We start from the raw sequence: 24,674 nt of genomic DNA, 5'->3' as shown, positions 1-24,674 counted from the left end.
ATGTATCGGGACGGGCTTTTTGATGTTTGCAAGTTTTCTTCGTTCAAACAATCTATCCCAAAAAATGATGCGTGTTATTTTTTCCATCTATTTTGGTGTGACCTGCCTCGTCACAAGCATACAGTTCTTGACCGAATATTTGAAAACGCAGGATTCAATCTTAAGTGAATTGAAACAGTTGGAAGAAACGATCCGCGGCCCTATTTCTACTAGTTTGTGGCAATATAACCAGAATCAGTTAGATTCACTTATTGCTGGGCTTATCAAAATGCCAATTATCGAGGGTGTTGATATTCTAGATAAGCATGCAAAAAATATGATTTCTAAAAGATCCTATGCTCTGGCTTCAGCCCCATTGTCAGTTTTCGATACAAAATCAGACTTATACTGGATGCTTAATGATAAGAAAATATTTCTTGGGTCGCTTACACTTTATTCGTCGTCACAAGTTGTTTTGGATCGGGTTTTGTTCGGGTTTTCTCTGATTGCAATTACGGCAATTATAAAATTATCTGTTTTGTTTTGGCTGTTTATTTGGGCCTTTGATCGTTATCTGGCAACACCCTTGAAAGAATTGATGTCTCAAGTGAGTGAAGTTCAGTTGAGCCCAAACATAAGTAAACGGATTGACCTTTCGAATATTGAGAATAACGAACTAAGCCAACTTCAAGAAAATATGAATGCGATGCTGTCTGCGATGGAGAGGGATCGAGAACGATTATTGGAAGACGAACAAGCCAAGCGAAATTGGTTAGAGGAGGCCGTCGCAAAGCGTACAGAAGCATTACAAATCTCGAATGATAAACTCAAAGAGCTAGCGACAAGAGATTCTTTGACAGGTGCATTGAATCGGGGAGGTTTCTTTGAAATTGCGCAGCATCTGCTCGTTCTTTCCCAGCGCCAAAAATCACCAGCGTCCTTTGTTTTGATGGATTTGGATCACTTTAAAACTATCAACGATACGCATGGCCATTTTATAGGTGATCAAGTACTCATTCATTTTGTTAATACAAGTAAAAATCTATTGAGAAAATCTGACCTCATTGGGAGAGTTGGTGGTGAGGAATTTGCACTGTTTCTCCCTGATACGGGAGTTGATGAGGCCTTTCGGCTTGCCGATGAAATAAGAAAAACCATTGGCGATTCAACCTTTGAGGTTGAAGGTACAACGGTCAACTACACTGTGAGTCTTGGCGTTGAGTCATCCGAGACTACAGACCATTCAATTGGCGAGCTATTTAAACGCGCCGATTTGAAACTGTATGGGGCGAAAGATAAGGGGCGTGATCGTGTCGAAATGTAAAAAATTGCCTAACCATTTTTTCCTTATGTTCTTTTTGGTGAGCACTAGCATGGCCAGTATAAGTCATGCTGCGACATTAAAAGTTTGCTACGATCAATGGGTCCCGATGACAATATTTCCATCAGAAGGATCCTCTGCGCGTGGTGTTGTCATCGATATGTTGGAGCAAATATACACATCAGAAGGCTATAAGCTGAAATACTATGAAGTTCCCCTGGCAAGAGGGCTGGATATGGTAGCAGAGGGTCTTTGCGATATGTTGCCGGAATACCTATATTCAAAAAATTCAGAAAAGGGCTTCGTGTATGCCAGCGAACCAACATTTGCATACACCTCAGCCTTTGTCGTCAGGCGAGATGATCCATGGCGCTATCATGGTATTCAATCCATAAAAGGTAAACGCATCGCAACTGGGCCAGGCTGGGATTACAGCTCAATGAGTGTCGACTATCAGAATTATATCGATGACCCAAAAAATTCGAGCTTTGTTGAAGTGATTGCTGGTTACGATGATGTGGTGGACCGGGTCTTCCATATGATTAGAGAAAACAGAGTCGATTTATATGTGGATAACGAACTCGTTCTTCAGCATGTTTTGAATCGGCTGAACTTGAATGATGACCTTAAGATTGTGCGCCCCGGCTTGGAAAAGAAATTGGTTGAACTACCGATCTTTTCAAAAAAAATCCCTGCTGCAAAAAGACAGGAACTTATAAGGATTTGGAATGAAGGGCGATTGTCGCTGAAGGGCACAAAAGAAAAAATGCTTCTCAAGAAGTATAACGTAACTCTTGAAGAGTAGTGCCAGCATAAAATAATAGGTGGCAGACCAAGATTAATTTTGCTTCTGCTTGATTATTCAAGCCAAAACCGGGGTCTGTCCTCTATTGATTTCCCTATTGATTTTCAAACGAGCGAACAAAAACGGCAGTCTGCTCATAGCTTGAGCAGACTGCCGCAGTTTTGAAACATCCGGGTTAGGGCTCGCAGGCTGGTTCAATGAGCCCTGGACGACTCCGCTATGGCGATGCGCCTTGCCTCAGAGCCTCAGTCGTCCACACTTGAGTAATCGCACGGGGCACGGGTATTGCGTCGTCCGGCCGTACATAGCGAGTCATCAATCAGGTCCCAGGACGCCCGGGCAGCTTCACGGCCGGCTGGCCCCGAGGGGTTCGAGAGAACAGACCGATGAACAGCACGCTTCTCGATCGTTACCTGCAAGTTCGCCGCCATACCGCGGAATTGGTCGCGCCGCTCAGCGAGGAGGACATGGTCGTCCAGTCGATGCCCGATGCCAGCCCGGCCAAGTGGCATATGGCGCATACCACCTGGTTCTTCGAGACCTTTCTGCTTGCCGCGTACGCACCGGACTACCGCGAGTTCGATCCCGCCTTTGCCTACCTGTTCAATTCTTATTATGAAGCCCTCGGCCCGCGCCAGCCGCGGCCGCAGCGCGGTTTGCTGACGCGACCGCCGCTGGCCAGGGTGTGGGCCTATCGCGCGCACGTCGACGAACACATGGGCCGGCTACTACTAGAAGCGCCACTGAATGCCGAGTTGATGGCGCGGGTGGAACTGGGCCTGGCCCACGAGCAGCAGCACCAGGAACTGCTGCTGATGGACCTGCTGCACCTGTTCAGCCTGTCGCCGCTGAAGCCCGCATATGACCAACACTGGCCGGCGGAGAGCGCGGGTCGGCATGGGCGTTTCATCCCCATGCAGGGCGGCTTGATCGAGTTGGGACATGCCGGAGACGGCTTCGCCTTTGACAACGAAGGGCCGCGCCATACCTGCTACCTGCAGTCGTTCGAAATCAGCGACCGCCTGGTAAGCAACGGCGAATGGCTGGCCTTTATCGAAGCCAACGGTTACCGGCGCGCCGAGTTGTGGCTGGCCGATGGCTGGGCGCTGAGCCAAGCCGAGCAATGGCAGGCGCCTTTGTATTGGCAGCGACTGGATGGCCACTGGCAGGCCATGACCCTGCGCGGTCTGCAAACGCTCGATCTGGACGCGCCCGTGACCCATATCAGTTACTACGAGGCTGCGGCCTACGCCACCTGGGCCGACGCGCGCCTGCCCAGCGAGGCGGAATGGGAGCATGCCGCCGGCAGCGGTCTGCTCGAACAACTCGACGATGCGGCCTGGCAATGGACCCAGAGCGCCTATGGCGCCTATCCGGGGTTTCGTCCGGCGGCCAGCGCCATCGGCGAGTACAACGGCAAGTTCATGGTCAGCCAGATGGTCCTGCGCGGTGGCGCCAGCGTCACGCCGGCCGGGCATTCGCGCCCGAGCTACCGCAACTTCTTCTACCCGGCGCAGCGCTGGATGTTCTCCGGTTTGCGCCTGGCGCGTGATGCCGGGGCGGTGCATGCCGAGGCGGTCCATACCGAGGCTGTCGGGCGAGTCGACACGCCCGACGGGGAATTCGCCCGCGACGTGATCGCCGGCCTGTCCGCGACGCAGAAACGCCTGTCGCCGAAGTACCTGTACGACGCCAGCGGTTCGGAGCTGTTCAAGGCGATCTGCCGCACGCCGGAGTACTACCCGACTCGCGCCGAGATCAAGCTGCTGAAACGCATCGCGCCGCAGCTCGCCGCGCAGATTCCCGCCGGCGCCGCGTTGATCGAATTCGGCAGCGGCGCCAGCGAAAAAACCCGCCTGTTGCTCGACGCCGCGCCGCAGCTCGCCGCCTACCTGCCCATCGATATCAGTGAATCGGCCCTGCGCCAGGCTGTGACTCAGTTGCGCCGCGATTACCCACGGCTGGAGATTGCCCCACAGGTCGCCGACTTCAGCCAACTGTCGCGGCTGTGCCTGGCAACCGGGGCGCAGGCGCGGGTGGGCTTCTTTCCCGGCTCGACCCTGGGCAACTTCACGCCTGCCGAGTCGGTGCAGTTTCTCCGCTCGGTCCGCACTCTTCTTGGCCCGAACGCGCGCTTTATCGTCGGCGTCGACATGCTCAAGGACATCGCCACCCTGGAAGCCGCCTACGACGATGCAGAGGGCATCACCGCGCGGTTCAACAAAAACCTGCTGGTGCGCATCAACCGCGAATTGCGCGGCGACTTCGATCCGGACGCCTTCGATCACCTGGCGCAATGGAACCCGCAAGAGAACTGCATGGAGATGTACCTGGTCAGCCGCCACGAGCAACACGTGCAGGCCGCCGGCCAGCGCTTCGCCTTCAAGCGTGGCGAACGCCTGCACACCGAGTGCTCGCACAAATACAGCGTCGAATCCTTCAACCAGCTCGCCGCCGAAGCCGGCTGGCAACTGGGCCGCTACTGGCTCAGCCCGGCGCCGCAAGTCGGGCTGTTCATTCTGGAAAATTGAGGATCATTGGCGGCAATTTCCATGAAGGCTCCCCCACGCCAATGTAGTCGCAGAAGCGGGTGGACAAGCAGGTGTGGTCCTCCCTACACGGCTCTCGAACTCGCGTAGAGTGGATGGCCATCCCTTTATGATTACTGCCGATGGGTATCGCTTCGCTCAAACCTACGCGGCCCGCGCGCATCCTGCGGGGCTGCATGATCTCACCGGCTGCTCCTGGCCGTCCCCGTCCCTCAAATATTCCTGAACAGGTCATGCGCATCGAGCAGGCGGTAGGCGATCTCTGGGTGTTTCTCCAGACCGCGGCGGATGGCGGTGGGCAGCGACTGGCGGGTTTTGCGGCAGAGGCCGGGCAGTTCGTCGATATGAATGGCGATGCCGCGCATGCTGCGTACTTCGTTGAAGCCCGGCGCCACGTCGAGGCGTATGCCGAGTTGCTCGTACATGCGCTGTTGCAGCTTTTCCAGGTCGCTGAGGCTCTCGATGTTTTCCAGGCGCTCGAGCAGGCGTTTTTCCTCCTGGCGGGTCAGGCGCAGGATGCGCAGGTCGCCGTCGCTTGTTGCCAGCAGCTGTTCGCGCCCGCAATCGCAGGCGCCGGGCGGGCAGGGTTGGCGGAGCAGGGGAGAGGCTGTCATGGGCTGCAAGCATAGCGAGCCGAGATCGCTTTTGCCTATCTGGTTTGTGGTGCCAGTGATCTGCGGACAAACCACAGAGCTTGGGATAAGCCGCAATTTGTAGGGTGTCACTCGCCGCAGGCAGTGCACCGATGGTTAATCGGTGCAGCATAGAGCTGGCGGGCTGTCGCTGCGCTCCGAGGCCGCCCTACGGACCGCAGCCCGGACCGCCCTACGGACTGTACGGACCGCTCGATCTGGAGCAAGCCGCGCTCGGCTCAGGCGTGTGGCGGCTGAGCCGGGCGTACCCCGGGGTTTCAATCAATCAAACAGGCCGATTTCCACCGCATCGCCGTTCAGGCGTACCGGCCAGACGCGCAGGCTTTGCTCGGGGTATTCCAGGCAGCTGCCGTCGGCCAGGCGGAAGTGCTGCTTGTACAGCGGCGAGGCGATCACCAGGTCGCCCTTGAGCTGGCCGACGATGCCGCGGCCGATGACGTTGGCGCCGGATTTGGGGTCGCGGTTGTCGATGGCGTAGAGCTGTTCGCCCTCGGCGGTGTGCGGCAGGTGGAACAGCGCGACCTGGGCGCCCTGGTGCCAGGCGACCACGCCGGAGTTGGCGACTAGATCGCTGCGGCTGCACAGGGCGCGCCAGGTGGCGGGGCTTGGTGCGACTCGGCGGAACTCGGCACGTACGACATTCGACTGGCTCATCAGAGTACCTCCTCGATAACGGGGATCAGGTGAAGTTCAGAGGCATGCACCGGGCGGCGCTGGCCACGTTCCTTGACGAAGTGGATGTCCGGGTCGCCGCGTTCGTCGTTGACGAAGGTGCGGAAGCGCTTGAGCTTTTCCGGGTCCTTCAGGGCGTTGGCCCATTCGCATTCGTAGCGGTCGATCACCAGCTGCATCTGCGCTTCCAGCTCGGCGGCGAGATTCAGGCTGTCGTCGATGATCACTTCCTTGAGGTAATCCAGGCCGCCGTCCAGGCTCTCGCGCCAGACCGAGGTGCGCTGCAGCTTGTCGGCGGTGCGGATGTAGAACATCAGGAAGCGGTCGATGTAGCGGATCAGGGTTTCATCATCGAGGTCGGTGGCGAACAGCTCGGCATGCCGTGGGCGCATCCCGCCGTTGCCGGCCACGTAGAGGTTCCAGCCGTTCTCGGTGGCGATCACGCCGATGTCCTTGCTCTGCGCCTCGGCGCATTCGCGGGTGCAGCCGGAGACGCCGAACTTGATCTTGTGCGGCGAACGCAGGCCCTTGTAGCGGTCTTCCAGGCGCAGGGCCATGCCGACGCTGTCCTGCACGCCGTAGCGGCACCAGGTGCTGCCGACGCAGGATTTCACCGTGCGCAGCGACTTGCCGTAGGCGTGGCCGGTCTCGAAGCCGGCTGCGATCAGCTCGCCCCAGATGTCGGGCAACTGGTGCAGCTGGGCGCCGAACAGGTCGATGCGCTGGCCGCCGGTGATCTTGGTATAGAGGTCGTATTTCTTGGCCACGGCGCCGAGGGCGATCAGCTTGTCCGGGGTGATCTCGCCGCCGGCGATGCGCGGCACCACCGAGTAGGTGCCGTTTTTCTGCATGTTGGCCATGAAGGTGTCGTTGGTGTCCTGCAGCGGCAGCAGCGACGAGTCGGTGATCGGCTGGTTCCAGCAGGAGGCGAGGATCGAGCCGACCGCCGGCTTGCAGATGTCGCAGCCGGTGTGGCCGCGGCCGTGCTTGGCCAGCAGCTCCTCGAAGCTGATGATGCCCTCGACCCGGACGATGGCGTAGAGCTCCTGGCGGGTGTGGCCGAAGTGCTCGCAGATGCTCTGGTCGACGGTCACGCCGCGGGCGGTCAGCTCGTTGTCGAACACCAGCTTGAGCAGCGCGCTGCAGCCGCCGCAGCCGGTGGCGGCCTTGGTCTGCGCCTTGAGTTCGCCGAGGTCGGTGACGCCGGCCTCGACCTTGCAGCACACCGCGCCCTTGCTGACGTTGTGGCAGGAGCAGATGGTCGCGCTGTCCGGCAGGGCATCGGCGCCCAGGGTCGGCGCGCCTTCGGACTGCGGCAGGATCAGGGCGGAGGGGTCCGTCGGCAGCTTGATGCCGTTCTGTGCGTATTGCAGCAGGGTGTCGTAGTAGCTGTTGTCGCCGACCAGCACCGCGCCGAGCACCTGCTTGCCATCGGCGGAAACGACTAAACGCCGGTAGCTGGCGCTGGCCTCGTCGATGAAGCGGTAGCTCTTGGCGCCCGGGGTGGCGGCGTGGGCATCGCCGATGGAGCCGACGTCGACGCCGAGCAGCTTGAGCTTGGTCGACATGTCGGCGCCGGTGAAGGGCTGGTAGTCGCCGCCCGCCAACTGGGTGGCGACGCTGCGCGCCATGCTGTAGCCCGGCGCGACCAGGCCGAAGATGCTGCCGTTCCAGGAGGCGCATTCGCCGATGGCGAAGATGTCCGGGTCGTTGCTGCGGCAGTCGTTGTCGACCACCAGGCCGCCGCGCGCGGCGATCTCCAGGCCGGCGCTGCGGCCGAGGGCGTCCTGCGGGCGGATGCCGGCGGAGAACACGATCAGGTCGGCTTCGAGGAAGTCGCCGTCATTGAAGTTCATCCGGTAGGCATATTCCTCGCCGGGGACGATTTCCTGGGTGGCGCGCGACAGGTGCACGCCGACGCCCAGGGCTTCGATGCGCGCCTTGAGCGCGGCGCCGCCGTCGGCATCCAGTTGCACCGGCATCAGGCGTGGGGCGAACTCGACCACGTGGGCTTCCAGGCCCAGGGATTTCAGGGCGTTGGCCGCTTCCAGACCGAGCAGGCCGCCGCCGACCACCACGCCACGGCGGGCATTGGCGGCTGCCGCGCGGATCGCGTCGAGGTCGTCGAGGGTGCGGTAGACCAGGCGCGAATTGCCCTCGGCACCGGGAATCGGCGGCACGAAGGGGTAGGAGCCGGTGGCCAGCACCAGGCGGTCGTAGGCCTGACGGCCGGCGCTGGTGACCACTTGCTTGCGCTCGCGGTCGATTTCCAGCACCTGCACGCCGAGGTGCAACTGCACGCCGTGGCGGGCATAGAGATCGGGTTCGCCCAAGGCCAGGGACTCGGCATCGCGACCGCCGAAATACTCGGACAGGTGCACGCGGTCGTAGGCGCGCTGGCGCTCCTCACCGAACACCTGCACGTCATAGTGGGCGAGCGCGCCCTGTTCGATCAGTTGCTCGACGCAATGATGGCCGACCATGCCGTTGCCGATGACGATCAGGGTTTCGCGCTTGATCGGAGTGTCGAGAGAGTTCATAGCCGTTCCTCAGTCGAAGCCGTTGCCAGGGGCACGGCCAGCAAAAAAAAACGCCTGGAGCTGTCTGTCAGCTCCAGGCGTCTTTGCCTGGTATTCATGGGGGTGTGGGGTGAAGTGCCCGGACCGCGCTGTCCGTTTCACCCATCCTGTGCCTGTGCAGGCCGCTGGTCGGCGGTGACCATCTGGGATGTGCTGCCGAAGGTTTGGCAGCTGTTGGCAGAGCATTAGCAGGTTTCGTGCCGACATCCGCCCTGGGCCCGTGCAGCCGGCAACCCGGGCCTGGCGGATTGGCCAAGCAGGGCCCGCGCGGACCGTGGCGGGCGCTGGTCAGGTGTTCTCGCGGGCGTCCAGCGGCTGCCACGTGGCCAGCGCCCCAGCGCCGGGCGATGAACCATAAGGGTGCGGGCGGGTGGACTGATCCCTTTTTTGGGGCGCTGCAGGCATGCTTTCTGGCGGTTGGCCCGCCATTCGAGCCCTGTTGGCCGCGCCCCCGGATTTTCTCTCCTATGCTGAGGTTGTTGAAACCAGAGTCGCTTACGAGACAGACAGGGCCGACTGCATCGCAAGCGTCATGCGGAGGCAGAGATGGCAACGATTTCCAGAAGAACTTTTCTCAAGGCGGGAGGCGGGGTGGCCGCGAGCGTGGTCATCGGCGTGCCCGCCCTGACCCAGGCCGCAACCTCGAGCGCGGAGGGCCGGGTCAATCTCCCATACCCCATGCGTGCGATCAGCAAGGCGCAGCAACTGCAGGCCAATACGCCGGTCACGTTCGCCTACCCCGACGACACTTCACCCTGTTTACTGATCAAGATGGGCACCCCCGTTCCCGGTGGGGTCGGCCCGCAGCGCGACATTGTCGCCTACAGCACGCTGTGCACGCACATGGGCTGCCCGGTGACCTATGACGCGGAGCAGCGGCTGTTCAAATGCCCCTGTCACTTCAGCATCTTCGACCCTGAGCATGTCGGCCAGATGGTTTCCGGCCAAGCTACCGAGAACCTGCCCAGCATAGTGCTCGTATACAACCCCGATGACGATACGGTAACTGCAGTCGCCGTTGACGGGTTGATCTACGGACGTCAGTCCAACCTCCTGTGACAAGGAGATTCACATGGCTACCAATAAAGATCGTGTGGCACTGCCTCCACCTGGGGCACAGAAGACCAACCTCGCCTGCCACTTCTGCATCGTCGGTTGCGGCTATCACGTGTACAAATGGCCGGAGAGCCAGGAAGGCGGGCGGGCCCCCGGCGACAATGCCCTCGGCCTGGATTTCCGCCAGCAGTTGCCGGCCCTGGCCGTCACCCTGACCCCGGCGATGCAGAACACCATCACCGACCAGGACGGCCAGCGCTACAACATCATGATCGTGCCGGACAAGGAGTGCCTGGTGAACAAGGGGCTGTCGTCCACCCGCGGCGGCCAACTGGCCAGGGTCATGTACACCAGCGAGGGCGTAGGCCGGGAGCGCCTGCGCAGCCCGCGGCTGTATGTCGGCGACCAGTGGGTCGACACCAGCTGGGAGGAGGCGCTGGCGCTCTATGCCGGAGTGACCAAGAAGATTCTCGATAATGACGGGCCCAGCGCACTGGCCTTCGACTGCTTCGACCACGGCGGCGCCGGCGGCGGTTTCGAGAACACCTGGGGCACCGGCAAGCTGATGTTCAGCGCGCTGAAAACGCCGCTGGTGCGCATCCACAACCGCCCGGCCTACAACTCCGAGTGCCACGCCACGCGCGAGATGGGCATTGGCGAGCTGAACAACAGCTATGCCGATGCCGAGCTGGCCGACGTGATCCTGGCCATCGGCTGCAATTCCTATGAAACCCAGACCAACTACTTCCTCGCCCACTGGCTACCCAACCTGCAGGGCCAGACGGTCGCGCAGCGTAAGCAGCGCTTCCCCGGCGAGAGCATCGCCCCGGCGAAAATCATCTTCGTCGATCCGCGCCGGACGCCGACCATCGCCATCGCCGAACAGGCGGCCGGCAAGGACAACGTGCTGCACCTGGACATCGAGCCGGGCACGGATATCGCCCTGTTCAACGGCCTGCTGACCTACGTGGTCGACCAGGGATGGCACGACAAGGAATTCATCGCGGCGCACACCAAGGATTTCGCCCAGGTGCTGCAAGCCAACCGCATGACGCTCGAGGACACCAGCCGCGTCACCGGCGTGCCGCTGGACAAGCTCGAGCGGGCGGCCGAGTGGGCCTACAAGCCCAAGGCGTCAGGCCACCGTCCGCGCGCCATGCACGCCTACGAAAAAGGCATCATCTGGGGCAATGACAACTACCTGATCCAGTCCGCCCTGGTCGACCTGGTGCTGGCGAGCCATAACGTCGGCCGCCGCGGTACCGGGGTGGTGCGGATGGGCGGGCACCAGGAGGGCTACACCCGCCCGCCTTATCCGGGCGATTCGAAGATCTACGTGGATCAGGAAATCATCAAGGGCAAGGGCATGATGTATACCGCCTGGGGCGCCAACCCGTTCCAGACCACCCTGAATGCCGAACAGCACCGCACGGTCATCCTGCGTCGCGCCAACATCGTCCGGGACGCCATGGCCAGTGTTCGTGGCGGTTCGACTGCGCAGCGGGTCGAGGCGATCTACGATGCGCTGAAGAACAAAGGCGGGCTGTTCCTGGTCAATATCAACCTCTATCCGACCAAGCTGGCGGAGGCCGCGCACCTGATGCTGCCGGCCGCCCATCCGGGCGAGATGAACCTCACCTCGATGAACGGCGAGCGCCGGCTGCGGCTATCGGAGCGATTCACCGATCCCCCCGGTTCGGCCAAACCCGACTGCCTGATCGCCGCGGCGATCGCCAACAGCCTTCAGCAGTTGTATGCCGCCGAAGGCAAGCAGGACATGGCCGCGCGCTTTGCCGGCTTCGACTGGAAGAGCGAGGAAGATGCCTTCAATGACGGTTTCCGCATGGCCGGCCAGGCCGGCGCCGGCCCGATCGACAGCCAGGGCGGCGCCACCGGCAACCTGGTCACCTATCAGCGCCTGCGTGCCATGGGCAACAACGGCGTGCAGTTACCGGTCAAGGAATACCGCGACGGCAAACTGATCGGCACCGAGATGCTCTACAGCGACTACAAGTTCGACACCGCGGACGGCAAGGCGCAGTTCAAGCCGGCACCTTGGCCAGGCTTGCCGAAGCCGGTGGCCGAGCAGAAGGAGAAATACCGCTTCTGGATCAACAACGGGCGCATCAACGAGGTCTGGCAAACGCTCTACCACGACCAGTACAACGAGTTCGTGCGGCGCCGCGTGCCGATGGCCTATCTGGAAATAAATCCCGAGGATGCGCAAGCCCTGGCGATTGCCTCCGGGGACGTGGTCGAGGTGTACAACGACTACGGTTCGTCCTTCGCGCTGGCCTACCTGGAGGCGGATATCAAGCGCAACCAGACCTTCATGCAGTTCGGCCACTTCAACGGCGTGATGGGCGACCTGACCACGCCCTGGACCGACCGCAACGTAGTGCCCTATTACAAGGGAACCTGGGCGGACCTGCGGCGCATTGGTACGGTGGAAGAGTTCAAGAGGAGCATCAGCTTCAAGACGCGCAGGTTCAAGGCCTAAGCAGGCTTGCTCGGCAGCAGCCGGACGAGCAGCAGGGTCGGCCGCGCCGCCTTGTGCGGCGGCCGAACCTTGCCCCGGGCAGCGGCCTCCGCGCCGATCCGGGCATGCGGCGGCCTTGAGCCGCCAGATTGGCCGATGCGTGCCTCGTCGTGGCGCGAAGTCCCGCCTGCGCGATAGCGGCTTGCGTCAGGGCGGTGAGCCGGCGCGGTGCAGGCGGTGACTGAGGGAGGCGGGCAGGCCGCTCTGGCGGATCAGCGCAGCCTGCCATTGCCCGGCGGTGAAGGTGTCGGCCTCCTGCAGCAGCTGGATCTTGCCGGCGACCAGGCTCGCCACCGGCACGCCGTCGCAATACAGCAGGCGGTTGCCGGCCAGCGCCGGCACCTTGCTGCCGGGCAGCAGGGTGCCCAGCAGGTTCAGCGGGTCGCAGGCGGACAGGCCGATCAGGCTGCCGTCGCTCGGGCGTTTGCGCACCTCGCGCAGCAGCGCCACGGCTTCCGGCAGGGCGAACTGCTCGCCGGAAACCCCGGCGACGAAGCGCCCGCCGCGAATCTCGCCACGCGCCTCGAGGCGCTGGTAGACCCGCAACAGCTCGCGCCAGGACGGCAGCCAGTCGGCCTCGCGCTCCAGCAGGCGCCAGCAGACCACGCCGTAGCGGCGCAGCAGGCTGCGCGCCACATGCTCCAGGGCCTCGGCGTTCGCTGCCTCCTCGCCGCGACCGCGCAGCAGGGCCCAGCGCCCGGCGTCCTGCATATTGGCCAGGGCGCGATGGGCGCGGCGCTGCTGTTGGCTGCGCTTGGCCGCCGGCAGCAACAGCGAACGCAGGCCGGCGAAGCTGTCGGCATTGGCCAGGCCGAGGCTGACCAGTTCCCCCAAGGCGTCCTCCAGTTCGCTGCGCAGCAGGTGCGCCTCGCCCTGCAGCTCGTCGAAGAACAGCGCGCCCTGGTCGGCCAGCACCTGGCGCACGCGCGCGGCACGCGGCGAGGGTTCGGCCGCCGGCGCCTCGCCCAGGCAGGCGCGCCACAGGCCCAGGTGGTGGCGCGGCAGCAGGACGATCGGCGTGCTGCGCAGCGGCCCGCCGGCGCTACGGCTGCGCCCGGCCAGGCGGCACCAGACCAGGCGCCCGGAGCGGCACAGGTCGTCCAGCCAGTTGATCCCGTAGTCGGCCACGCGGCTCGGCAGCAGCTCGCTCTCCCAGGCGCCGGCCGCGGCCTGGAAGCCTTCCAGCTGGCCGAGCACCCCGGCCAGGGCCTCGGCGCCGCGCACCCGCAAGTTGGGGGCGAGGCGCTGCCAGTCGAACAGAAAGCGCATGAAGTCGGCGCGCGCCACCGGCTCGATCTCGCGGCGCAGGCGCCCTACCGTGTAGCGGTGGATGCGCGCCAGCAGATGGCGCTCGCACCATTGCTCCTCAAGGGCGCCAGGGCTGAAGCGCCCGCGCAGCACATAGCCTTCGCGCTCCAGGGCGAGCAGGGCGAGGTTGATCGCGGGTTCTTCCAGGTGCAGGTCGGCGGCGAGCCGCGCCAGGGTCAAGGGGCCGAAACCGCCGAGGCGCGCGCGAACCAGCTCGACCAGGGCCGCCTCGACCGTCCAGGGCGTGTCGAAGCCATCGGGTGCCTGGATCGCCGGTGTGAAGCGGGCGTGCGGATGCAGCGCCTGCCATTGGCCCAGGCGTTCGGCCGCCAGCCACAGCGCCGGCGCGCCATCGAGCTGCAGGCAGGTGGCGCGCTTGCCCTTGGCCAGCTGCGCCAACCAGGCCGGCCAGCCGGGATTGGCCTCGGTCTCGGCCTGGCGGATGGCGCCGAGGCTCAGCAGCGCCTCGTGCATCTCGTCGGCGTCGCGCACCTCGGGCCAGGCCTCCTGGCGCACCGCGTCGATGGCCTCGGCATCCAGGGCGCCGAGTTCGTCGCTGGATTCCGGCTCGCGCCAGCGCCTGTTCTGCACCGCCTGGGTACGCCGCTCCTCCAGTGGCGCGTCGTCGAGGAAGGCGTAGGGGCGGGCGCTGAGGATTTCCGCGGCCAGTGGCGAGGGCGCCGGCAGGTCGCGGGCGAGCAGCTCGATGTCGCCGGCCTCCATGCGTTTGAGCAGGGCCAGCCAGGCCTCGCAGTCCATGGCCTGGTGCAGGCAGTCGTCGAGGGTCTGGGCCACCAGCGGGTGGTCGGGGATCTCGCGTTCGCCGACGATGTTCTCCAGGCAGGCCACCTGATCGGGGAACACAGTAGCGAGCAGGTCTTCGCTGCGCATGCGCTGCAGCTGCGGCGCCACCTTGCGTCCGCCTGCAAAGCGCGGCAAGGCCAGGGCCACGCCGGCGTTCCAGCGCCAGCGCACGGCGAACAGCGGCGCATCGAGCACGGCCTGGATCAGCAGGTGCTCGGCTCTGTTGCTGTGCAGGTAGTGCCACACCTCATCGAGCGGGAAGCTGTGGCTGGTGGCCAGCGAGAGAATCAGCGCGTCCTCGGTGGCGGCGGCCTGCAGCTCGAAGTTGAAGCTGCGGCAGAAGCGCTTGCGCAGGGCCAGGCCCCAGGCGCGGTTGAGGCGGCTGCCGAAGGGCGAGTGGATGATCAGCTGCATGCCGCCGGACTCGTCGAAGAAGCGCTCCATCACCAGGCGCTGCTGGGTCGGTAGGCCGCCGAGGGCGGCGCGGGCGCGGGCCAGGTAGTCGACGATCTGCTGCGCGGCGGACAGGCTCAGGCCGACGTCCCGCATCAGCCAGGCCGTGGCCGCTTCCTCATCCTGCTCAAGCTGCTGCTCGACCGCCGCGCGCAGGCGCGCTACCCCGGCCGAGAGTTCGTCGCTGCGCCCCGGCGCCTCACCGAGCCAAAAGGGGATGGTCGGCGCCTGGCCCCGGGCGTCCTCGACCCGCACCTTGCCCGGCTCCACGCGCAGGATGCGGTAGGACTGGTTGCCCAGCTGGAACACATCGCCGGCCATGCTCTCTATGGCGAAGTCTTCGTTGAGGCTGCCCACCGTCAGGCCCTGGGGTTCCAGCAACACCGCGTAGTCGCCAGTATCGGGGATGGTGCCGCCGCTGGTGATGGCGGTCAGGCGCGCGGCGCGCCGGCCGCGCAGACGGTGGTTGACCGCGTCGCGGTGGATATAGGCGGCGCGCACGCCACGGCGGCCGCTGTAGCCCTCGGCGAGCATCTTCAGCAGGGCGTCGAAGCGCTCGCGCGGCAGATCCATGTAGGGCGCGGCGCGGCTCAGCAGCTGGAACAGATCGTCCTCGCGCCATTCGCGGCACGCCACCTCGGCGACTATCTGCTGGGCCAGCACGTCCAGCGGCGCCTGGGGAATGCTCAGGCTGTCCAGCTCGCCACGGCGCACGCAGTCGAGCAGCGCCGCGCACTCGATCAGCTCGTCGCGCGACTGCGGGAACAGCCGGCCCTTGGGCGTGCCGCCGACGCTGTGGCCGGAACGACCGATCCGCTGCAAGAAGGCGGCGATGCTGCGTGGCGAACCGAGCTGGCAGACCAGCTCGACCTCGCCGATGTCGATGCCCAGTTCCAGCGAGGCGGTGGCCACCAGCACCCTGAGGTCGCCGCGCTTGAGGCGCTGCTCGGCGTCCAGGCGCAGTTCCTTGGCCAGGCTGCCATGGTGCGCGGCCACCGCGTCGGTGCCCAAGCGCTCGGCCAGGTGACGGCAGGCGCGTTCGGCCAGGCGTCGGGTGTTGACGAATACCAGGGTGGTGCGGTGTTGTTGCGCCAGCTCGGCCAGGCGCTCGTAGACGAGTTCCCAGACCTCGTTGCTCATCACCGCCTCGAGCGGCACCGGCGGCAGTTCGAGGGCTAGGTCGCGGACGCGGGTGTAGCCGATATCGACTATCACGCAGTCGTCGGGGCGCGCCGGCAGTCGCGCCAGTTCGGCCTGTTCGACCGGCGGATCGGGCGCTGGCAAGGGTGCCTGGTTGCCGAGCAGAAAGCGCGCCACCGCCGCCAGCGGTTTCTGCGTGGCGGACAGGCCGATGCGTACCAGCGGGCGATGGCACAGCGCTTCCAGACGTTCGACGCTGAGCATCAGGTGGCTGCCGCGCTTGCTGCCGGCGATGGCGTGGATCTCGTCGATGATCAGGCTGCGACAGCCGCTGAGCATCTCGCGCCCGGACTCGGAGCCGAGCAGCACGTAGAGCGATTCCGGGGTGGTGACCAGGATGTGCGGCGGGCGCTTGCGCATCGCCGTGCGCTCGCCGGGGCTGGTGTCGCCGGTGCGCACCGCGGTGCGGATGGCCACATCGGCCAGGCCCTGGCGCTGCAGCTCGGCGCGGATGCCGGCCAGCGGTTGCTCCAGGTTGAGGCGGATATCGTTAGACAACGCCTTGAGCGGCGAGACGTAGACCACGCTGCAGCGCTCGGCCAGTTCGCCGCCAGCGGCCAGGCCCTCGCGCACCAGGGTGTCGATGGCGGCGAGGAAGGCGGTGAGGGTCTTGCCCGAGCCGGTGGGCGCGGCCACCAGGGTCGAGCGCCCGGCGCCGATCGCCGGCCAGGCTTGGCGCTGGGCCGGCGTGGGCGCGGCGAACTGGCCGCGGAACCAGGCGGCGACCGCCGGGTGGAAGGCCGCCAGCGCGGCCTCGGCTTGTGCGCAATCGGGAGTCGGCTTCATGGCGTTCATCATGCTAGCGCCGCGCGCCGGCCTCAAGCGCCGTTCGGCCAGTAACCTATCCTACGGATTTAGGCTTGCGGCTGCGGCGTTGCGCTGCGAACGCCTGAAGACGGTCTGGCGACGGCGCTCAATAGGTTTCCAGCCGCTGAATATCGCCCGCCGTGTCAGAACGATATCGCGCCTGGCACTTGCTACACCCCACCCCAAGTTACTTACACTCTGCCTCTCTCTATTCCAGGCAAGGCCATCCCGTGCAATCGGTGATCTCGATCCAGCAACTGAGCAAGACTTACGCCTCCGGCCATCCGGCGCTGCAAAGCATCGACCTGGAAATTCGCCAGGGCGAGATATTCGCCCTGCTCGGGCCCAACGGCGCTGGCAAGACCACCCTGATCAGCATCATCTGCGGCATCGTCAACCCGGGCAGCGGGCGGGTGCTGGTCGACGGTCACGACATCATTGCCGACTATCGCGCGGCTCGCGCGCAGATCGGCCTGGTACCCCAGGAACTGGTCAGCGACGTGTTCGAGACGGTCTGGGCCACGGTCAAGTTCAGCCGCGGCCTGTTCGGCAAGAAGCCCGATCCGGCCTACCTGGAACGCCTGCTGCGCGACCTGTCGCTGTGGGACAAGCGCGACGCCAAGATCATGGAGCTGTCCGGCGGCATGAAGCGCCGGGTGATGATCGCCAAGGCGCTGTCCCACGAACCGCAGATCCTGTTTCTCGACGAACCCACCGCCGGGGTCGACGTCGAACTGCGCCGCGACATGTGGGCCATGGTCCGCGGCCTGCGCGCCCGTGGGGTGACCATCATCCTCACCACCCACTACATCGAGGAGGCCGAGGAGATGGCCGACCGCATCGGCATCATCAGCAAGGGCCGGATCATCCTGGTGGAAGACAAGCAGGTGCTGATGCACAAGCTCGGCAAGAAGCAGCTGACCCTGCAGCTGCAGCAGCCGCTGGCGAGCATACCCGCCGAACTCAACGGCCATCGGCTGGAGCTGGCGGACGAGGGCCATGCCCTGGTGTTCACCTTCGACGCCCAGCACGAGCACACCGGCATCGCCGAGCTGCTCAAGGACCTGGCCCAGCACGGCATCGACTTCAAGGACCTGCAGTCCAGCCAGAGTTCGCTGGAAGACATCTTCGTCTCACTGGTCAGGGAGGCACGCGCATGAATTTCTACGCGATCCGCGCCATCTACCTGTTCGAACTGGCGCGCACCTGGCGCACCCTGCTGCAGAGCATCGCCACCCCAGTGATCAGCACCTCGCTGTACTTCGTGGTGTTCGGCTCGGCCATCGGCTCGAGCATGACCCAGATCCAGGGCGTCAGCTACGGCGCCTTCATCGTGCCCGGGCTGATCATGCTGGCGCTGCTCACCGAGAGCATCTCCAATGCCTCGTTCGGCATCTACATGCCCAAGTATTCCGGCAGCATTTACGAGCTGCTCTCGGCGCCGGTGTCCTACCTGGAAATCCTCATCGGCTACGTCGGCGCGGCGGCGACCAAGTCGATCGTGCTGGGCCTGGTGATCCTGGTCACCGCGCGGCTGTTCGTCGACTACCAGATCCTCCATCCCTTCTGGATGCTGGCCCTGCTGGTGCTCACCGCGCTGACCTTCAGCCTGTTCGGCTTCATCATCGGCGTCTGGGCCGACGGCTGGGAGAAACTGCAGATAGTCCCTGCACTGATCGTCACCCCGCTGACCTTCCTCGGCGGTAGTTTCTACTCGATCAGCATGCTGCCGCCGGCGTGGCAGACGGTGACCCTGTTCAACCCGGTGGTGTATTTGATCAGCGCCTTTCGCTGGAGCTTCTACGGCGTCTCCGATGTCAACGTGGTGCTAAGCCTGGGGATGATCTTCACCTTCCTGCTGCTGTGCGTGCTCACCGTTGGCTGGATCTTCAAGACCGGTTACCGGCTGAAGAGTTGAGCCAGAGGTGCGCGGAAGGGCGTGCCAGCGTGCAGCACCTGGGGCTGTCACTCGCAGCAGGCGGTGCACCAGTGGACCCCGGTAGCGGCGAATCAAGCCTGGCCAAAACGGAGAAAATGGGTAGAATTCGCGCCCTTTTTCCTGCGGCAGGAGTGCTCGATGAGCTTCAACTTGGCAAACAAATCCAGCGAACAACGCAACATCGAGGAAGCGGAAAAGGCCCGGCTGTTCGAGCTCTGGCAGCAGAACCTGCACCGCACCAAGGTCGAAGCGGCGCGTCTGGTCGGGGAAAAGAGCAAGCGCAAAGGCAAGTGGGACGAATGGTTGCGTGCGCAGCTGGCGCAGCTGGCGCAGATGACGCCACCCGAATACGCCAGCATGGTGCAGCGGGAAGTCCGGCGCTTGCTGGCGGCGCGCTAGGCGGCTGTTGCAGAGCGACTGCGCCCGGTTATGCGGCGCCAGTGCGGCCCGCGTAGCGCTCGGCCAGGCTGCAGAAGAACGTCACGTATTGGTCATGGCCAGCACAGAACACCACATCCAGGCCGAGTGGGTCGGCGGGGTCGCTGATGCCAGCGGCTGCCGGCCAGGGTTCCAGGCCGGGATCGGCCGCCCGGCGCTGCAGGTGCATTGCATCCAGGCCCGGGCGATCGACTTCGCCGCCGCTGCTGTCGATGTAGACCACGCAATTGTTGCTGTCGAAGACCTTGCCCAGCTCCTGCACCAGGGTCAGGAAGCCGCGATCGCTGCCGCCGCGCAGTTGCTGGGTCTGGCCATCCAGCGTGCGGCTGGCCGAGGTGACCGTGTCGCCCACGCCGACGATGCGCGGCATCTGGGCCGGGTCGAAGTGCTCGCGCGCCAGTTGCAGCAGGGCGTCGCGCTCGCGCGGGGCCTGGCGGGCGTTGAAGTCGGCGCCCAGCGGGTAGGCTCCGGTGTGTTGGTGATAGTAGTGATTGAGGATCACCAGTACGCCGACTTCCTTGATCGCGCCCTTGAGCATGAACTGGAAGTCGGTGGTGCCGGCGTCGTCGCCGGCGCTGTATTTGACCCGTTCCAGGCCCTGGGCGTCGCTGCCGAGATTGGGTGCGTAGTGGACGAAGAAGGACTCCTGCAGTTGGCAGGCGGCGGCCTGTTGCAGCAGGTGGGCCATGAAGCCTTCGACGGCGTGTTGCAACTGCTGGTAGAGCGCCGGCTGGTCGCTGAAATGCTGGTAGAGGCTGTTGATGTTGAGCGTCGGTGAGGCGAGGTTGTCCAGTACGCTGGCGCCAACCAGGGCGTCTATCTCCGGCGCCGCGAGGGCATAGGGTGGTGCGGCCAGCAGTTCGCCGAGGAAGCGCTCGGCCTTGCCCGGTAGCGTCTTCAGGAAGGCCAGCTCGGCCTCGCTGACGCCGGGGTGGGAGACCTGGCCGTGGCGGTCCTGCAGTTGTACGCCGCCGGCCGCCAGTCCCGGTAGGTAGAGGCCTTGCTCGCGGGCTTGGGTGGGGGCTGGGAAGGCATTGTCGACGATGCCGTTCACCCCGCGCCTGCCGATGTGTTCGCCGTTGGTGAGGACGAAGAAGTGTCCCGCCAACTGACGGGCCGCCTGCACATAGCGCGGTTCGATGGTTCGGGTCAGCGGGTCGCGCACCAGGCCCATGCAGACGCCGTCCAGGTCCTGAATGATCAGCAGCTTGTCGCTGGCGATCAGGGTGTCGAGCAGGCGTTCGTGATCGAGTGAAAACGTTGGGCTGTGTTTAATCATGCCGCCATCTTACCCGCACTGGCGGGGTCGACCAAACCGGCGACCTGCCAGCGTCGGGCTCGCGGCTGGCCAGCCGTCAGCAACTCAGGCCAAGCCGCTCATGCCACTGGGCGATGGATTCTTCGGGGTAGCCGGCGAATAGCAGGTCGCCGGGGCGCTCGTCGACTTCGACCCAGGACGCTTTCGAGTCGAGTAGCAGGTGGGTGTGTTCCGGCGGCACCGGCAGTGGCGTATCGATGGCCGAGGCGAAGGGGTGAATCAGCTCCGGCCACTGCGGGCTGAAGAGCCACAGGGCGCTGCCGCAGAGTCGGCAGAAATGCCGCTCGGCACTGCTGGTATGGGCACGGCGCTCGCCTTCACGCTTGATCTTGGCGTGATAGATGGCGACCTGCTTGCGCCCGGTGACTTTCAGGCTGCGCGCATCGCCACTGAGGTTGATCGAGTAACCGCCGCCGCCCTGGGTCTTGCGGCAAATCGAACAGTAGCAACGCTGGTAGGGATAGGGATGGGCGCTGCTCAGGCTGAAAGCTACCGCGCCGCAATGGCAGGAACCTTGGAGTTGCATGGTAAACCTCCAGACGTGATGGCGCGTTGGCAAGATCGGCAATTACAGCCTAGACAATCGCCGCCTGGCTTGGCACTAGTCCGTTGGTCGGCTGGATTAACGCCACAAGCCACAAGTCGGGGTAGGTAACGCACTGCGTATCCACTTATTTAGGTCGACGTGGCACTATCCACCTTGATCTGCGGTGAATTGGCAAGATTCACCGTCCTTGCTGCACTTTGCCGCGAAATGCCCCGCAAAGTCCGGCTCAACAATGACACTGATTAATGCAATAGGGCTCTAGCTTGACCGAAACCAACCTCTCAGAAGGCGAGATGCGCCGCGCCTTGGGCCTCGACCCAGCTCCGCCGAAACAAGCACAGTCGCAGCCCAAACCAGCATCCAGTTACACGCTCGTCGAACTGAGCGTGCGCAAGAATGGTGGGCCGCCTTTCCGTTTCGAGCATCGTTCGCGCTCGATCAGCACGCTCGCCGCCCAGCTCGAGGCCGAAAAAGCCGCGCGCGCCAAGGGTTACGAGGTGTGGGTGCTGCTGGATATCCGGCAGATCTCAGAATAGCGGACGGGCGATGTCCTGCGGAATCCACCCTGCTGGCAGGGGGTGGTGAGTCATCTTGATCCTGCATCAGCAGGGCAGCCATAACGGCTGACTGTCTCCTGCGCTCGTCGCGCTGGCCGATGGTGGAGCTGCGCTCTTGGCCTGTAGTGATCCATTCCAACCGCCATCCTCGGCGGTGCCGTGCGCTTGATCTTGCGGACAAAGCCCAAGATACCGTAGCTTGGCTGCCTTAATTATTCGCCGGATATGACGGCCGTTCACGATTTTCCCAATGCCTTTGGCGACACTGTGGCGCAGTCGAGTGACTGCGCGGCTCCGTTTTGTGGCGGGTGTTGATTGGCGTGATGGCATAATGCCTTGGTGCCTTGGTGCCTTGGTGCTCGCGTATCCCTTGGCTTTCACCTGCTTCGCGCCACATCACCGACTGGTCGAGGATTTTTCATGTCGCCAACAGCAGAGCTGTCCCGTCAACCGGCCATCGGCGCCGCCAATTCGAGTGCCACACGCCGGGCGTTGCTGCTTATCTCGGCCTTGCTGTTAGTGCTGTTTGTAGTGGCCAGTGCGGCGTTGGTGCAGATTGCGCTGCAGCAGAACACCCGGGCGCTCGAACAGGGCCGCTTCTATGTGGCAAAGGCCACCCAGGCTCGAGAGAAGTCGATTCTGGCGATTATCAGCGACTACGCCTTTTGGGGCGATGCCTACCGGAATCTGCATGCCAGGGTCGATCTCGAGTGGGCCTACACGCGGCGGAATCTGGGTCCCAGCCTGTTCGAGGATTTCGCCTTTGAGGGTCTGTTTGTCGTCGCGGCTGACGGTTCCACCTCTTATGCAGTGGTCGACGGTCAGCGTGTGGCAACCTCGGTGCAGCAGTGGCTGCAGCAAGACATAGCCGGTCTGCTCGCGCAGGCACGCGAGCAGGCCGGGGATGAAGAACCGGTCGTGGGCTTTATGCAAATAGCCGGTCAGCCGGCGCTGATTGCTGCTGCGGGCCTTACCCCTGGAGGCGACCCGCAGGTAGTCGAAGAGCCGGGTCCGGCATCCGTTTTGCTCTTTGTCGATCGGCTCGGGCCGGACAAGCTGCAGGCGCTCGGAGAGGGTTTCGGTATCGACAAGCTGCAGGTGGCTAATCCGCCAGCCGATGCGCAAGATGCCGCCTCGTTGCCACTGCCCACCCTCAACGGCGAGCAGGTGCTGTTGCGCTGGCAGCCGGCCCGGCCCGGCGATCAGTTGCTGCACCTGGTTTTGCCGCTGCTGGCCCTGGCCGGGATCATCTTTGCCTTTGTCACCTGGTTGACCCTGCGCCGGGCCATGGCTGCCGCGCGTGAGATCGAGACCAGCTATGCCTCCCTGTACGCGAGCCAGCGCGCGCTGGCGGCCAGTGAGGCGCGCTTTCGCGATGTCGCCGAAGCGGCCTCGGACTGGATCTGGGAGGTCGATGCCGAGCTGCGCTTGACCTACCTTTCCGCGCGCTTTCAGGCGGTGACCGGGCATGCCGAGCGCGACTGGCTGGGGAGACCGCTCGAGGAGTTCATCGACTGTCCCGGTGGCTTGTCCGTCTGGTTGAGCAAGCGCAGTGGCAGGGCCTCCAGCGGCACCCGGCAATGTCATTACCGCGCCCAGGATGGCCGTCTGCGCACCTGCCGACTCTCCATGCGCGCCGTTGCCGATCTGCAGGTCGCGGCAGGCTACCGCGGGACTGTCAGCGATATCACCGAAGAGGTCGAGGCCCGGGCGCGCATCGAGCACCTGTCGCTGCATGATGCGCTGACCGGCCTGCCGAACCGCAACCGCATGCAGGAGTTTCTCGAGGGCAAGCTCAAGGCGGTCCCGCGCGCGGAAAATCCGCTGGTCATGCTCAGCGTCGACCTCGACCGCTTCAAGCCGGTCAACGATTCCTTCGGCCATGAAGTCGGCGATCAGGTTCTCAACGAGGTTTCCCAGCGCCTGCGCCAGTGCTTGCGCGATGGCGACCTGGTCGCCCGCATGGGCGGTGACGAATTCATTCTGATTGTCAGTGGCATATCCACCCAGGAGGAAGTGGAGCACCTGTGCGAGCGTCTGGTCGCCAGTATCGAGCGGCCATTCGAGATCGACAATCACAGTATTTTTATCGGCACCAGCATTGGCGTAGCCATGGCGCCCGCCGATGCCTGCGTGGCGGAAGAGTTGCTCCGTTATGCGGATATTGCCCTGTACGAGGCCAAGGGGGCCGGGCGCAATACCTGGCGTTTTTATGCCAGCGACATGAATGAGCGGGCCGTGGAGCAGCGCCAGCTGGAGGGCGATCTGCGCCAGGCATTGAAAAACGACGAGCTGCGCCTGCTCCTGCAGCCACGCTATAGCGTCAACGGCAAGCGCATGGTCGCGGCCGAAGCCTTGGTCCGCTGGCAACACCCGCAACGCGGACTGCTGAGCCCGGATAGCTTTATTTCAATCGCCGAGAGCACCGGCTTGATCGTGCCCCTGAGTTCCTGGGTGTTGCACGCCGCCTGCACGGAAGCCATGAGCTGGGGCGAGCAACTGATCGTTTCGGTGAATCTCTCGTCGGTGGAGTTCAAGTTCGGACACTTGGTCGAGCGGGTCAAGCACGTCCTCGACGCGACCGGCCTGGCGCCGTCGAGACTGGAGTTGGAACTCACCGAGAGTGTCCTGCTCGAAGATGCCGAAAGCGCGCTGGTGATCATGCAGGCGCTCAAGGATCTGGGCGTCCGGCTGTCCATGGATGATTTCGGCACCGGCTATTCGTCCCTCGGCTACCTGCGCACATTCCCTTTCGACGGGTTGAAGATCGATCGCAGTTTCATGTCCGGTGTGGACGGTTGCGAAAACAGCCAGGCAATCATCAAGGCGATCATCGGCCTCGGTCGGGCGCTCTCCCTGACCGTGACGGCCGAGGGTGTGGAATCGCAAGAGCAATTCGATATTCTCCAGCAATACGACTGTGAGGAAGCCCAGGGCTACTTCCTCGACCGGCCGATGCAGCCGGCCCTGCTCCGCAGTGCGCTGGCGCGCCTGGAGCAAGGTGCATGAACCGGGGTGGCTGATCGTCAGGCTGCAGCAATCCTGACGCGGCTCGGCGATGGCCGCTTCGGCCGGCGCCGCACATTCTCTAGCCAAGCCGGCGCGCGACGATGGCGGACAGGCTCCGCGCGCGGGCCACTCCCGTTGCTA

The 24,674-nt window shown here is 63.7% G+C and carries 16 protein-coding genes; 10 read left to right on the top strand and 6 right to left on the bottom strand.

The window, feature by feature from the left end; all coding sequences use genetic code 11:
- The first annotated feature begins 127 nt into the window (after positions 1-127).
- The 3 genes from LJY18_RS12095 to egtB all read left to right on the top strand — a co-directional run bounded on the left by LJY18_RS12095 (position 128) and on the right by egtB (position 4,636).
- Positions 128-1,303, top strand: a complete 1,176-nt coding sequence (locus LJY18_RS12095; protein ID WP_238042068.1) for a GGDEF domain-containing protein — start codon at positions 128-130, stop codon at positions 1,301-1,303.
- Positions 1,304-1,352: 49 nt separating this feature from the next.
- The gene (locus LJY18_RS12090; RefSeq protein ID WP_238042067.1) at positions 1,353-2,105 is read left to right on the top strand and encodes a substrate-binding periplasmic protein; all 753 of its coding nucleotides are present in this window, start codon (positions 1,353-1,355) and stop codon (positions 2,103-2,105) included.
- A 386-nt stretch (positions 2,106-2,491) separates the two neighbouring features.
- Positions 2,492-4,636 (top strand): ergothioneine biosynthesis protein EgtB, encoded by a 2,145-nt coding sequence (gene egtB, locus LJY18_RS12085; protein ID WP_238042066.1) that lies wholly within the window; start codon positions 2,492-2,494, stop codon positions 4,634-4,636.
- A gap of 230 nt (positions 4,637-4,866) precedes the next feature.
- Here the strand turns inward: egtB and LJY18_RS12080 are convergent, their stop codons facing one another.
- The 3 genes from LJY18_RS12080 to nirB form a co-directional block, all read right to left on the bottom strand.
- On the bottom strand, positions 4,867-5,268 hold the full coding sequence (locus LJY18_RS12080) for a hypothetical protein (RefSeq protein ID WP_238042065.1): 402 nt from the start codon (positions 5,266-5,268) through the stop codon (positions 4,867-4,869).
- Between the two features lie 300 nt (positions 5,269-5,568).
- The gene (gene nirD / locus LJY18_RS12075) at positions 5,569-5,961 is read right to left on the bottom strand and encodes a nitrite reductase small subunit NirD (RefSeq protein ID WP_238042064.1); all 393 of its coding nucleotides are present in this window, start codon (positions 5,959-5,961) and stop codon (positions 5,569-5,571) included.
- Positions 5,961-8,519, bottom strand: coding sequence for a nitrite reductase large subunit NirB (gene nirB, locus LJY18_RS12070; RefSeq protein WP_238042063.1), 2,559 nt, complete (start codon positions 8,517-8,519; stop codon positions 5,961-5,963). Before nirB ends, nirD begins: the two co-directional genes overlap by 1 nt.
- Positions 8,520-9,104: 585 nt before the next feature.
- On the opposite strand from nirB, the gene LJY18_RS12065 reads away from it, so the two are divergent.
- On the top strand, positions 9,105-9,617 hold the full coding sequence (locus tag LJY18_RS12065) for an arsenate reductase (azurin) small subunit (RefSeq protein ID WP_238042062.1): 513 nt from the start codon (positions 9,105-9,107) through the stop codon (positions 9,615-9,617).
- A 13-nt stretch (positions 9,618-9,630) separates the two neighbouring features.
- The gene (locus LJY18_RS12060) at positions 9,631-12,114 is read left to right on the top strand and encodes an arsenate reductase (azurin) large subunit (protein ID WP_238042061.1); all 2,484 of its coding nucleotides are present in this window, start codon (positions 9,631-9,633) and stop codon (positions 12,112-12,114) included.
- A 186-nt stretch (positions 12,115-12,300) separates the two neighbouring features.
- On the opposite strand, the gene LJY18_RS12055 is transcribed toward LJY18_RS12060, so the two are convergent.
- A complete protein-coding gene (locus tag LJY18_RS12055) occupies positions 12,301-16,716 on the bottom strand; it encodes a DEAD/DEAH box helicase (RefSeq protein ID WP_442964487.1) in 4,416 nt (1,471 codons plus the stop codon).
- Positions 16,717-16,955: 239 nt separating this feature from the next.
- Between LJY18_RS12055 and LJY18_RS12050 the strand changes: the two genes are divergently transcribed.
- The 3 genes from LJY18_RS12050 to LJY18_RS12040 all read left to right on the top strand — a co-directional run bounded on the left by LJY18_RS12050 (position 16,956) and on the right by LJY18_RS12040 (position 19,063).
- Complete coding sequence (locus LJY18_RS12050; RefSeq protein ID WP_238042059.1) at positions 16,956-17,885, top strand: ABC transporter ATP-binding protein; 930 nt, start codon at positions 16,956-16,958, stop codon at positions 17,883-17,885.
- Positions 17,882-18,643 carry an ABC transporter permease gene (locus LJY18_RS12045; RefSeq protein WP_238042058.1) on the top strand — a complete coding sequence of 254 codons (762 nt, stop codon included), beginning with the start codon at positions 17,882-17,884 and terminating at the stop codon, positions 18,641-18,643. The genes LJY18_RS12050 and LJY18_RS12045 overlap by 4 nt, the downstream gene beginning before the upstream one ends.
- Before the next feature lie 159 nt (positions 18,644-18,802).
- On the top strand, positions 18,803-19,063 hold the full coding sequence (locus LJY18_RS12040) for a hypothetical protein (protein ID WP_238042057.1): 261 nt from the start codon (positions 18,803-18,805) through the stop codon (positions 19,061-19,063).
- A 28-nt stretch (positions 19,064-19,091) separates the two neighbouring features.
- Here LJY18_RS12040 and stpA read toward each other — a convergent pair whose 3' ends face one another.
- Positions 19,092-20,381 carry a glucosylglycerol 3-phosphatase gene (gene stpA / locus LJY18_RS12035; RefSeq protein WP_238042056.1) on the bottom strand — a complete coding sequence of 430 codons (1,290 nt, stop codon included), beginning with the start codon at positions 20,379-20,381 and terminating at the stop codon, positions 19,092-19,094.
- 76 nt (positions 20,382-20,457) lie between these two features.
- Positions 20,458-20,946 (bottom strand): GFA family protein, encoded by a 489-nt coding sequence (locus tag LJY18_RS12030; RefSeq protein ID WP_238042055.1) that lies wholly within the window; start codon positions 20,944-20,946, stop codon positions 20,458-20,460.
- A 284-nt stretch (positions 20,947-21,230) separates the two neighbouring features.
- On the opposite strand from LJY18_RS12030, the gene LJY18_RS12025 reads away from it, so the two are divergent.
- Complete coding sequence (locus tag LJY18_RS12025; protein WP_238042054.1) at positions 21,231-21,503, top strand: hypothetical protein; 273 nt, start codon at positions 21,231-21,233, stop codon at positions 21,501-21,503.
- A 441-nt stretch (positions 21,504-21,944) separates the two neighbouring features.
- Positions 21,945-24,533, top strand: coding sequence for a bifunctional diguanylate cyclase/phosphodiesterase (locus LJY18_RS12020; RefSeq protein WP_238042053.1), 2,589 nt, complete (start codon positions 21,945-21,947; stop codon positions 24,531-24,533).
- The last annotated feature ends 141 nt before the right edge of the window (positions 24,534-24,674 follow it).

This window comes from Pseudomonas sp. MMS21 TM103 (assembly GCF_022132145.1).
In the GTDB taxonomy this organism is placed as follows: domain Bacteria; phylum Pseudomonadota; class Gammaproteobacteria; order Pseudomonadales; family Pseudomonadaceae; genus Aquipseudomonas.
Note: the sequence above shows the minus strand (reverse complement) of the source record. Positions and strands in the feature narration are given on the sequence as shown.